The organism is Arthrobacter sp. Y3223151 (genome assembly GCF_059091125.1).
This window is the reverse complement of the sequence record NZ_JBNHGI010000009.1, coordinates 17,807-30,313: the sequence shown is the minus strand read 5'-3', so window position 1 is coordinate 30,313 and position 12,507 is coordinate 17,807. Positions and strand designations below refer to the sequence as shown.

At 68.6% G+C, this 12,507-nt stretch carries 7 protein-coding genes; 2 read left to right on the top strand and 5 right to left on the bottom strand.

Features of this window, described 5'->3' with window-relative positions; translation table 11 throughout:
• Positions 1-18 precede the first annotated feature (18 nt).
• The 5 genes from AC5RUP_RS12735 to AC5RUP_RS12715 form a co-directional block, all read right to left on the bottom strand.
• Positions 19-990, bottom strand: a complete 972-nt coding sequence (locus AC5RUP_RS12735; RefSeq protein WP_494154837.1) for an AAA family ATPase — start codon at positions 988-990, stop codon at positions 19-21.
• Positions 991-1,087: 97 nt separating this feature from the next.
• Entirely contained in the window at positions 1,088-7,240 is a 6,153-nt protein-coding gene (locus tag AC5RUP_RS12730) for an Ig-like domain-containing protein (RefSeq protein WP_494158610.1), read from the bottom strand.
• 271 nt (positions 7,241-7,511) lie between these two features.
• On the bottom strand, positions 7,512-8,594 hold the full coding sequence (locus AC5RUP_RS12725) for an adenylate/guanylate cyclase domain-containing protein (RefSeq protein ID WP_494068290.1): 1,083 nt from the start codon (positions 8,592-8,594) through the stop codon (positions 7,512-7,514).
• A 309-nt stretch (positions 8,595-8,903) separates the two neighbouring features.
• Entirely contained in the window at positions 8,904-9,464 is a 561-nt protein-coding gene (locus AC5RUP_RS12720; protein ID WP_494150096.1) for a PH domain-containing protein, read from the bottom strand.
• A 36-nt stretch (positions 9,465-9,500) separates the two neighbouring features.
• Entirely contained in the window at positions 9,501-10,388 is an 888-nt protein-coding gene (locus AC5RUP_RS12715) for a biotin--[acetyl-CoA-carboxylase] ligase (RefSeq protein WP_494154795.1), read from the bottom strand.
• A gap of 237 nt (positions 10,389-10,625) precedes the next feature.
• Between AC5RUP_RS12715 and AC5RUP_RS12710 the strand changes: the two genes are divergently transcribed.
• A complete protein-coding gene (locus tag AC5RUP_RS12710) occupies positions 10,626-12,221 on the top strand; it encodes an acyl-CoA carboxylase subunit beta (RefSeq protein ID WP_494154794.1) in 1,596 nt (531 codons plus the stop codon).
• Positions 12,218-12,490 carry an acyl-CoA carboxylase epsilon subunit gene (locus tag AC5RUP_RS12705; protein ID WP_494158609.1) on the top strand — a complete coding sequence of 91 codons (273 nt, stop codon included), beginning with the start codon at positions 12,218-12,220 and terminating at the stop codon, positions 12,488-12,490. Before AC5RUP_RS12710 ends, AC5RUP_RS12705 begins: the two co-directional genes overlap by 4 nt.
• Positions 12,491-12,507: the final 17 nt, after the last annotated feature.

Sequence of the window (12,507 nt, the reverse complement as noted above, 5' to 3'; positions counted from 1 at the left end):
TCTTCCGTCGGCACGGCCCTAGACCGTCACCCGCTGCTGGGGCGCCGGCACGTCGGCCAGCACGCGCGACATCACGGCCTCCGGGGTTGCGCCCGCAAACTCCGCCTCGGGGTCCATCACGAACCGGTGGTTCCAGACCACCGGAGCCAGTTCCTTGATGTCGTCCGGCAGCACGAAGTTCCGACCCTGGGAGGCGGCCCAGACCTTCGCCGCCCTGACCATGGCCAAGGCGCCGCGGACGCTCACGCCGAGGCGCGACTCGGCCGCGTTGCGGGTTTCCTCGCACAGGGCGGAGACGTATTCCAGTACCGACAGGTCCACGTGGGTGGTGGCCCCGAGATCCGCCATGTCCCGCACGGCCTGCGGGGTGATGATCGGCGTCAGGGCCGCCGACCGGTCACGGGTGCCGGCTCCGGCCAGCAGTTCCACCGTGGACGCGCGGTCCGGGTAACCGATCGACGTCTTGATCAGGAAGCGGTCCAGCTGGGCTTCCGGGAGGCGGTACGTGCCGGCCTGCTCGATCGGGTTCTGCGTGGCGATCACCATGAAGGGGCGCCCGGCCTCATAGGTCACGCCGTCGACCGTCACCCGGCCTTCTTCCATGACTTCCAGCAGCGCCGACTGCGTCTTCGGCGAGGCACGGTTGATCTCGTCCGCCAGCACCACGGTGGCGAAGATCGGGCCCTTGTGGAACTCGAACTTCTGCGTCTTCTGGTCGTAGATCGTGATGCCGGTGACGTCCGAGGGCAGCAGGTCCGGCGTGAACTGGATGCGCGAGTTCGAGCCCTGCACGGTGGCGGCCAGCGACCGGGCCAACATCGTCTTGCCGGTCCCCGGGGCGTCCTCCAGCAGCACGTGGCCCTCGGCCAGCATCGCGGTGAGAACCAACCGCACCACCTGGTTTTTGCCAAGCACGGCTTGGCCAACATTGGCGGCCAGCTTCCCGAACGTCTCGGCGAACCACTCGGCCTGCTCGGAAGTCATCGTCATGCTGTTCCCGGTCTCTCTTCGTGTTGCATCGGTGTCAAACTTTTAGTTGCTTACGGAGCGTGCAGGCGCCCTGCGTCTGCACCCGGCCGGCCCGGTCTCATCCGCAGGGAGGCATCCCGCTCGGCGGTGCGCTGCCCAGGTCGGAGCCCCTGCCCTCGAGCGTTACGTGGATGCCCTTCACGTACAGCCCGTTGTTGATCGACTTGCCGCCGCCGTTTTGCTGGTACCAGTAGATTCCGCCGGAGCGCAGGATCCAGCACTTCGACACCAGGGTGGGATTCGTGCTCCTGTCATTCGCCCAATGACCTCCGGCGCATGAAGCGGGCGGGCCCGGGCTGAAGTTTGTCCCCGTCCGCGGATCCATGCAGGTCCTATGACCGGCGGGCAACTGGCCGCCGACCACCAGGTGCCATTCCGTTTTCGGTGGCGGCGGTGGCGGCGGGGCGTCGCCGGAGCTTGCCGCGGTCGACGCTACTGCACCGGCCGTGCCGCGGGAGTTGATCGACTGTGCGTCGAACGTGACGCGCTTGTTGTAGGCGCCGGTATTGACGGTCTTGCTGCCCGAGTTGGCCACGTCCTGCCAGGCGCCCCCGTTCACCCGGATCCGGATCTGGGCCACGTCATGGCTGTTCGCCGCCGGCGCGCTCCAGCTGAAGGTGACGGTCTGCTGTTCCCTGGCGCCGTTCTGTCCGGAGACGCTCGGCGTGCCCGGAGCGCCGTAGGGCTTAACGTTGGCCGACGGGGCGCTCGGCGCGCTCGAGTAGCTCGCGCCGTCGCTGTTGGCCACGGAGGTGATGCGTACGTTGACGGCCGTGCCGTTGGTGAAGCCTCCCACCTTCTGGCCGTTCGTGATGGCCATAGTTCGGCCGTCACTGAAATGGGCCCGGTAGCTGACTTCGCCGGCCTGGGCGCCGTTGCGCTGCGCGGCGGTCAGTTCGTTGAAGGACACCGTCACTGCGCGTCCGGCGCCGCCGGTCTCCGCTTCGCTCAGCGAGGCGCCGGTCGGGGCAGCGGGTGCGCCGACCGCCCGCCGCGCGTTGGACTGCGGGCTGGCCTCGCCCGACCCGGCCTTGTTCCGGGCCGTGACGGTGTAGGTGTAGGCGGTCTCCGAGTTCGGTGCGGTCACGGTCTGGGACGTCGCGCTCACCGCCGGGAATGTCCGGGTCAGCCCTCCGCCCTGGTATTCGCGCACGGTGTAGTCGAGAATCTCGCCGCCGTTGTTGGCCGGCGCGGCCCAGCTCACCTTCAGCTGGCTCTGGTCGCCCACGGATTTCACCCGTTCGGTGGCAGGAGCGGTGGGAGCAGCGGGCGGTCCGGCCGGCACCTCCGCGGCGGAGTAGGCGCTGAAGTCGCTCGGTTCCGGGGCGCGGTTGTGCGCCTGCACCCGGACCTCGTAGGCCTGGCCGTTCTCCAGCCCCTCCCACCTGTAACTGGTGCCGGAAAGGCCGTTCTTCTGCAGCTGGCCGCTCGGCGGCGCCGGCGAAATCTCCAGGGTGTAGCTTTCGATGGCCGAGCCTTCGTTGGCCGGCGCGGTCCAGCTGACGTCCAGTGACTTGTCGCCGAACTTCAGCTGCGGGGCGGCCGGGGTCGCCGGCCGGACGTCCGGCCGCGCCACCGCCGACTCCGCGGACGGGTCGGACGTGCCCACGCTGTTCTCCGCCGTCACGGTGAAGGTGTATTCGACGTCGTTCTGCAAGCCGGTCAGGGTGCAGGTAGTGGTCGCGCACTGCTGGCTGAAGCCTCCGCCGACCGCGTTCACCGTGTACCCGGTGATCGGCGCGCCGTTGTCGCCGGGCGCCGTCCAGGACAGCACCACGGTCTGGTTGCGGACCGAGTCGACCAGCGGCGTGCCGGGCGTCTCCGGCCGGCCCTTGACGACGAGCGAGACGTTCGCCGTTGCCTGCCGGCTCCCCTCGCGCGTCTTGTCCTCCACCGTGTATTCGACGGTCATGGTGCCGGAGAAGTCCGCGCCGGGCGTCACGATGATCCGCTCCCCGTCGATCTCCGCGGTGCCCCCGTTGCCGGCCACGGCGCTGACGATGGTCAGCGGGGTTTCCGGGAACGGGTTCACGTCGTTGGCGAGTACGTCTACCGGCAGCGCTTCGCCCTGCACGGCGTCCGGCACCTCGTCGTCGTTGGCGACGGGCAGCGGGCGGGTGGAGGCGGTCGCCCGCACACTCACCCGGCTGGTCACCTTATCGGAGCGCCCGTCGGTGACGGAGAAGTTGACCACGCCGGTGGCGCCGGTCTGGAGCGCGGCATCGGCCGCAACGCGCAGCACGCTGCCCTCCAGGCTGACGTCGAATCCTTCCGGCGTCCCGCCTTCGACGGCGAACTGCAGCTTCTCCAGGTCCTCGGGGTTCGGGTCGCTGGCCAGCGGGCGCAGGTCGTAGCTGACGGCGTCTTCGCCCTTGGCCACGTCGAGCGTTCCGGTGGTCAGTTCGGGCGGGAAGTTCCGGTCGGCGGCCGGGATCACCTTCGTCATGATGGTGAGCGTGGACTTGAGCCCCTCGGGGTCGTCGGGGCCCGATCCGTCGGTCACCTCGAACGTGATGGAGCCGCGGCCGGCGTAGTCGAGGTCCGCCTTGTAGCTCAGCGTGCTCGCGTCGGCCATCCACTGATTGTCGCTGGTGCCAATCGCGCGGATGCGCTCGGCCACCGTGATCCGCGGGGTGCGGCCGGGCCGTACTTCCACCAGTTCCGTTAGGTCCAGCTGCAGTTCATCGCCGGCCGTCACGTCCAGCGGGGTGTTGTCCCGCAGCACCGGATACTGCTCGCCCAGCGGCGGTACCCAGATGACCGCGGTGGCCTGCAGCCCGTCCACGTCCCGGACGGTGTAGGGAATCAGCTGGACCGCGTCGGTCAGCTCCACGTTGACCTGGCCGTCGGCGACCGCCCGGGCGGTCGGGTAATCACCATCGACCAGGACGTCCAACTCCTTGGCCACGCCGTCCGGGTCCTCGTCGTTCTCCAGCACCGGCACGTCGACGGCGGTGCGCCCCTTGATGTCGGCCGATTCCACCCGATCGTCACGGGCCAGCGGCGCCTGCAGCGGGGCGTCCCCGTTCACCTGGACCGTCACCGTCCCGACGGCGGAGCCGCCGCGGCCGTCGCCCACGGTATACCGGGCGTTGACCGTGCCTTCCTCGGCCGGGGTCATCAGATAGACGCGGCCGTCTTCGGCCTTGGCCCCAATCGACTCGGGCGTGCCGACGATCTTGTCGGGGTCCAGCTGGAGCGGGTCGCCGTCCGGATCCGAATCGTTCTTGAGCACGTCGACCGCCACCGTCCGGCCCGGCCGGATCTCGATCCCGTCGTCCAGCGCCACCGGGTTCTGGTTGCCCTCCGGCGCGGGGGCGATGCCCACCCGGACCGTGGCCGTGTTGACGGCGCCCAGCCGGTCCCTGACCTGGTAGGTGAAGGTGTCGGTTCCCGCGCCCTTCGCCGATGCCGTGTAGTCGATGTAGTTGGGCCCGGCAACGGCCGCGCCCTGGGTGGGGGCCTTGTCGATGCCCGTCAGGTATACCGAGTCGCCGTCAGGATCGATCCCGTTCAGCGGGATGGGAATCCGGACCGTCAACCCCGCGATGGCGCGGGCCTCCTGGTTCTTGGGGGCGGGCTGGGAATTGGACTCGTCGTCGCGCGGGAGGATGTTGATCCTCAGCTGGGCCGAATCCCTCTGTCCCGTCGTGTCAGTTACCTCGTAGACCGCGTAAACCGTTTTCGCCTGCTGCCCGGCGATGAAGCGCACGGTGTTCTCGGCCGTGAAGATGCGGCCGTCGGCAGGGTCCGGGGTCTCGGCGAGCTCGTCCACCAGCTCCAGTGTGTCGCCATTCGGATGGGTGTCGTTCGCCAGCACGTCCACGGTCACGACATCGCCGACCCGCACGGTGGCGGTATCGGCCTCGGCCTGCGGCGGCATCGGCTTGTCCTGGCCGGCCACGGAGATCACGCTGACCTCGCCCGTGGCAGAGGCGAAGCCGTTCGACACGGTGTACCGGATGGTTGTCTGCTGGTGCAGCCCCTTCACGTCAGAGAGGCGCAGGATGTTGTGGTCCAGCACCTCGACGGCGACGGGCGAACCGTCGGCGTCCACCGAGGTAACGACCAGGACCCCGCCGGCGGGGTCGGTGTCATTGGCCAGCACATCCACCAGCACCTGCCCGTTCTCCGGCAGCAGCGCAACGTCCCGCACGGCCACCGGCGCGCCGCCGCCGTCGTCCTCGGTGGCATCGATGCGAATCAGGCCGGTGGTGCTGGAGGGCCCGTTGGTGACGAGGTACGTGAAGTAGTGGGCGCCGGCGGCATCGGCCGTGAACTTGACCGTGCCGGCGTCGTAGTCGGGCACGATCGAGGTGTTCGCCGCGGAACCGGTCTTGGCCAGCCGGAGTTCCCCGCCGTTGGGGTCCTGGTCGTTTTTCAGCGGCGCAATCTGGATTTCCTGGCCCACGGTCGCGGAAAAGTGGTCGGCGTTGGCCAAGGGCGGCAGCGCGCCGGGCGGGCGGACGTCGAACACCACCACGCCCTCGGTGGTTTCGGAACCATCGGACACCCGCACCGTGACGTCCTTCTTGCCGAACGTCTTCCCGACGTCCTGGAAGGTCAGCAGCCCGTCGGGCCGGGTCCGCACGAGGTCTCCGTCGGCGGTGTTGTCGGCGCCGACCAGGAACAGGTCGTCCCCGTCCGGGTCGATCCAGTCGCTGAGGATGTTCTGGCTGATCTCGCGGCCCTGTTCCACCAGGATGGTGGTCTTCCGCTTCGCTTCCGGCGCCAGGTTGCTGCCCTCGGCACGCACGTCAATCGCTACCCGCGCCGTGTCCGTGCCGCCGCGGCCGTCGTCCACCTCGTAATTGAAGGTGTGCCGGCCGGGTGCCGCGTCCCCGTTGACCACGATCTGCAGTCCGGTGCTGTCGTAGATGCCCTGCACCTGGCCGACGACCGGGCCGTCGCCAATCACGCGGGCGGTGAGCACATCGCCGTCGGGGTCGGAGTCATTGTCCAGGATGGTCAGCGTGGTGGTGCGGCCGGCACGGACGCCGAAGGTGTCGTCCTGGGCGACCGGCGGCTGGTTTTCCTCGGTGCGGTCGGGCAGCGTGTTGACCGGATTCTCGTCCGCCGAGTCCTCTTCGTCCTCTTCGTTCTCCTGCTCCGGCGGGATCAGGTCGCTCCAGTTGTCCACCAGCTGCATGTTTTCGAGCACCAGCCAGACGTTTCCGGCGTTCACGTCGTTGAGGACCACGATGTCCCGGTTCACCCGGAAGACCAGCGACGCGTTCGAACCGATCCCGAGGATCGGCTGCGCGAGATCATCGGCGTCGTCGCCGCAGTCCCGCAGGTAGTGGTTGACGCCGGCCCAGGCCGCGTGCAGGCATCCGGCGAGCTGGACCGGTGCGGCCGGTGTTCCGGTGCCTTCCAGCGGCACGGTGGCTGCGTCGGATCCATTCAGCGGCTGCTTGATCAGGGCCGATTCGGTTGCCACCGCCACGAACGGGCTCTCGTCCCCGCTGAGCTGCAGCGCGCCGCCCCGGGCGTCCGGCACGGTGACCTCGCGGCCGCCGGGGAGAACCAGCAGGCCCGACTCGGCGTCGAAGACCACCGCTTCTTCCCCCACGGCGGCTATCTGCAGATCCCCGGCCGTGGCCAGCGATTCCACCCGGTGCCCGCCGGTGCGTTCGGGCACGCCTTCGTCGTTGACTTCGAAGCGGGTTACCTCGCCGGCAGCCGGATCGGCCACGAAGATGGTGTCCTGCCTCGATACCGTAGCCACGCTGCCCTTGGCATCGGTGAGCAGCGGCTCGGCCGTTTCCTCATTGAACGACCCCAACTCGTCGGCCGGGCTGATCCAGACCTGGCCCTTGGCCGTGTCGGTGATGGAGAGCAGCGTGTTGCCGAACGCCACGTCGGCGGTGCCGGGCAACTGCTGTTCGGACCCGCGCTCCATCTGCGCCACGTCCACTGGGCTGAGCATCGACTGGTCCTGGTTCTCCATGAACACCGTGCCGGCGTTCTGCAGGACGTCGAAGCCGTCGCTGTTGGCCCGGAAGCCGCCGTCGAGCACCTGGGACTGGTAGTTGAGGTGGCCAACCATCCCCTGGCTGTTGTTGGTGACCCACACCCCGCCGTCGTTCAAATCCACGTCGGCGGTGGGGAACCCCTGGTAGTAGATGGCCCCGCCGACCACCAGCGCCGTCGCCACAGAGAAGGTAGTCGTCGATGCCAGCGTCTTGCGCCGCCGCGTCCGCCCGAACATTCTTCCCCGCAATGCCCTGATTCCTTTGTGATCCCGCGCCGATTCCCCGACGGCGCGCCGCGGAATTTCGCGATAACACGCCGAGAGGGCACCCAAAGACGGCCCTTGGTGCGCCAAGGGCCCTTACCGACTATTGCACGTATAACCACCGGGCGTAAACCCGGGGGCATGGGGAGCGCTCCCCTGCCGGCCCTAACCCCGGGAACGACGACGGCGGTGCCCTGCCCGGGCGCCGACGGTCCCGGTGCGGTACCGTCCGGCGGGCCCGGACCTAGTCGACGACCAGCCCCTGGCCGGTGCCGTGGGCAACGGTGACCGGGTTGACCTCGCCGAATCCACGGACGGTGCGCACCTTCTGCGGGATCAATACGAATCTCTCATCCCCGGCGAGCGTGGACGCGGTGGACGCATCGACCAGGACGGTGCCGGGCTCCGCGAGCGTGGTCAGGCGGGCGGCGAGGTTCACGGTGGGGCCGTAGATGTCGCCGAGCCGGGAAAGGACCCTGCCCCACACCATGGCCACCCGCGCCGACGGCAGCAGGTCGTCGTCGCCGATGGCCTTCGCCAGCGCCAGCGAAATCTCGGCCCCGGCCTGCGGGGAGGGCGCGATGTAGAGAACTTCGTCGCCGATCGTCTTCACCAAGCGCCCGCCGCCCACGGAGATGATCTCGGCACAGCGGTTTTCGAAGCGCTGGACCAGCTGGGCGAGGGTCTTCTCGTTCATCTGGCGGGACAGGCTCGTGTAGGACACCAGGTCCGCGAAACCCACCGCCCGCAGCAGGGGCAGCGAATCGGCGTCGCCACCTGCCCCGGCGCCGGCACCGAGGGAGGCCTCGGCCCGCACGGTCAGGCGGGCAACCCCGGCGTTGAGCTGTCGCCGGTAGGAGTAGAGCAGCAGCTTTTCCAGGGAATCGATCAGGTTCGGCAGCTCATGGACCAGCCGCTGGCGGGCCTGGGCATCAGTGAGCCCCCGCTGGTGCACCATCTCCTCCACCAGCGCCTCCACCTGCCAGACCACCATCCGGTCCGTCATCTGGCCGACCGACCGGGTGATCGAGATGGCCGCTTCTTCGGTCAGCCGCTCCTCGCGGACCAGGTCGATGATGGTGGTCAAGGCCTCCAGGTCGGCCTGGGTGAAGGCGAGGTCCTCGTCCCCGAGGTTGGCGAACCCCAGGGCACGCCAGATCTTACGGGCCGACAGCAGCGACACTCCTGCACCCGCAGCCACTTCACGGCGCTTCATGGTCCGTTCGGAACCCAGCAGCCGGATCTCGAGATCCTTGATGGCCTGCCGGTCCACCTTTCCGTTGGACTCGGCGACCGGCGCGGGGGTGGGCAGCGGCACCCGGGGCATGGACAAGGTCAGCGGCTCGGGCTCTCCCGCCGGGTGGCCGCCGGTGGCCTGATGCCCGTCCGGTGCCGGCTCGGGCTCCCCCGCCGGGTGTCCGCCGGTGGTCTGATGCCCGTCCGGTGCCGGCTCGGGCTCCAGCACAGGTTCCGGGTCCTCCGGGCGGGTTTCCTCCAGCCCTTCGTCCGGTTCGTCCGCGGGCGGCGGCGGCACTTCTCGGCGCAGCAGCTGGGGCAGCTCGGGATCACGCGGAACCGGTGGCCGGCGCGGTTCATCCTGCCCGCTGCTGATGTCCATCCTGTGCTTTCCTCCCTGTCAGCTGTCCCAGCTGTTCCACTCTGTTTCCGTTTCCATGTCTACACCATCAAACATGGCGGTGCGTGGCAGCTCCTCAATGGCCTCCACCACCAACGATCTGAACCGGTGCACCTCCGGTACGTCAACCAGCGTGCTGGTCCGTCCGTGCCCCAGATCGACCGTGAGATTGCCGCTGCGCAGGGTGCGCTGGATGATGGACTGCTCGCTGCGGACTTCGGCGATGGCCACCAGCAGCAGCTGGCGTTCATGCCGGCGCCCGACGCCCTGGCGGATGATGAGCCGCCGGCTGGTCAGCACATACCGCGTACTCATCCAGCGCAGCAGCGGCAAGAGGAACAGTCGCGACAGCAGCGCCGCCACCATCACGGCCAGTCCGGCGAGCAGCAAGGGGCGCGACTCGACCACCCAGTCCGGCGGGCCGGGGCGGCTCAGGTTGCCCAGCAGGTAGGAGCCGGCCCCCAGCACCAGCAGCGCCGCCGCCACCGGCCAGGAAAGCTTCCGTGCCTGCGGCCGGGTCGCCACTATCACGCGCTCCCCCGGATCCAGTTTCAGCCGCAACGCGGCTCCCGGGTCCGGCAGGGCGTCCGGCGCAACTCAGGGACCTTCGTGCGGCCGGAGGTGCACCACGTCGCCGGCCGTCACGACGTGCTCTGTGCCTTCCGCGTCGCGGATTTTCACGGCGCCGTAAGCGTCCAGGCCGAAGGCCTCGCCGATGATGTGTTTCCCGTCCGGAAGCTCGGCGCGCACCTGCTGCCCCAGGGTGACCATGACGTCGCGCATCCGGCCGATCAGGCTGGAACCGTCGTCCCATTCGGCCGCCGGGTCGCCGCTGACATCGCAAAACTGCCGGTAACGCTGCGAGAATACCCGCAGATAGGACATCAGCAGGATGTTCCGGTCGGTCGTCCGGCCCTTTTCCAGCGCGACGCTGGTGGCGGTGGGAACGGGCAGCTCATCCCTGGAGAGGGTCACGTTGAGGCCGGTGCCGAGGACGACGGCGGGGGGCGAGCCGTCGGGGTAGGTCACGATTTGGGCCAGGATGCCGGCGATCTTGCGGCCGGAGACCAGGACGTCGTTGGGCCATTTGACCTCGGCTTTGAGCTGCGCGTACTCGCCGAGCGCCTCCGCCAGCGAGGCGGCCGCCAGCAGTGAGAACCAGGCGTAGCTTTGGGTCGGCACGGGCCGGCCGGCGTGATTGAAGGGGCGCAGCAGGATGCTCACGATCACCGACGAGCGGGCCGGGGCGCTCCATTGCCGGTCCAGCCGGCCGCGGCCCGCGGTTTGCACCTCGGCGGCCAGGACGCTCAGGTCCGACCAGCCCACCTTGTCCGCGACCGCCTTGGCCGCCAGGTCGCTGTTGGTGGAGCCGGTGGATTCCACCAGTTCGAGCCTCCGGTACGGGCCCAGGGGTGCGCAGAGAGCGTCGCTGAGGCCGTCGAAGTCCAGGGCCGGTCGGTCAACGTCGGAAAAACTCGGGCTCATGTGTCCCATCCTACTGACCGCCGGCGGCACGGGGGCTGCCGGCAGGCCGCGATCCGCGGCGTTCCCCGGGCAAAAGCACTTGCGGCGAAATTGTAGGGTTCCTACAGCAGGCGTGACGCCGATGCTCACTAGACTTGGTTCAGCGGCGCGCCTGTGCCCTGCTGTTTTGTGCGAAACCTACTTAAGCAGCCTGCAGAGCGCCGGCATCCGACACCCTCGGCAGAATCCGGAGAATTCATGAGCCTCGATCAAGACCTTGATCTGCAGACCACTGCAGGCAAGATTGCGGACTTCCGCCGCCGCCAGGCGCAGTCCCTGCAGCCCTCCGGTGCCGAGGCGATCGAGAAGCAGCATGCCCGCGGCAAGAACACCGCGCGGGAACGGATCGAAATACTGGTGGACGAAGGTTCCTTCGTCGAGTTCGATGCCTTCGCCACGCACCGGTCGACCGCCTTCGGCATGGAGAAAAAGAAGCCGCTCGGCGACGGCGTCGTCTCCGGTTACGGCACCGTCGATGGGCGGCTGGTGGCGCTCTACAGCCAGGACTTCTCCGTCTACGGCGGCTCGCTCTCCCAGGTCAACGGCGAGAAGATCGTGAAGGTGCAGGAATTCGCCCTGCGCAACGGATGCCCTGTCATCGGGATTAACGACGGCGGCGGCGCCCGGATCCAGGAGGGCGTGGCGTCGCTGGCGATGTTCGCTGACATCTTCCGCAACAACGTTGCCGCCTCCGGCGTGGTGCCGCAGATCTCGCTGATCATGGGCCCCTGCGCCGGCGGGGCCGCCTACTCCCCCGCACTGACGGACTTCGTGGTGATGGTCGACAAGACCAGCCACATGTTCATCACCGGACCGGACGTCATCAAGACGGTCACCGGCGAAGAAGTGGACATGGAGACGCTGGGCGGCGCGCGCCAGCACAACGCCACGACGGGCACCGCCACGTACCTGGCCGCCGACGAAGCGGACGCTGTCGAATTTGTCCGCGAACTGCTTGAGTTCCTTCCCTCGAACAACCTGGCCGAGGCTCCGCCGCTGGACTTCGACGAGGAGCTCGACCTCACCGCCGACGACCTGACCCTGGACGAACTGATTCCGGATTCGGCCAACCAGCCGTACGACATGCGCACCGTGATCGAGCACGTCGTCGATGACGGAAACTTCCTGGAAATGCAGTCACTGTATGCGCCGAACGTGATCATCGGTTACGGCCGCGTCGAGGGCCACACCGTCGGCGTCGTCGCCAACCAGCCCATGCAGTTCGCCGGCACGCTGGATATCAACGCCTCCGAGAAGGCCGCCCGCTTTGTCCGTCACTGCGACGCCTTCAACATCCCCATCCTCACGCTGGTGGACGTGCCCGGCTTCCTGCCGGGCAAGGACCAGGAGTTCAACGGCATCATCCGCCGCGGGGCCAAACTGCTCTATGCCTACGCCGAGGCCACGGTGCCGAAGCTTACGGTCATCACCCGCAAGGCCTACGGGGGTGCCTACATCGTGATGGGCTCCAAGAAGCTCGGGGCCGACCTGAACCTCGCCTGGCCCACCGCCCAGATCGGCGTGATGGGCGCCCAAGGCGCGGTCAACATCCTCTACCGCCGCGACCTGGCCGCCGTGGCTGCCGAAGGCGGCGACGTCGAGGCCCGCCGGCAGGAGATCATTTCACAGTACGAGGAAGAGCTGCTCAACCCGTACCAGGCTGCCGAACTCGGATATCTCGACGCCGTGATCGCACCGTCCGACACCCGGCTCCAAGTGGTCCGCGGCCTGCGGGCGCTGCGCGACAAGCGGGCGACCATGCCGCACAAGAAGCACGGGAACATTCCGCTATGAGCCGGTGGTCAGACATGAACACAGCAGAGTCTTCGGGCACGGCCGCGGTGCCGCACGGCGATGCGGCCGTGCGGCCGCATCCGCTGCTGACCGTGGCGAAGGGCAATCCGAATGCCGAGGAACTCGCCGCCCTGACCGCCGTCGTCGCCGCCCTGCAGGCCTCCGGGGTGCCCGGCTCGCCACAGAGCAGGCCCCGGCGAAACCGCCGGCCGCTGCTGCGGCCGTTCGTCTCGCACGGCCCCGGCGCGTGGCGGCACACCTTCCGGTAGCCGGCCGCCCGGGAGGG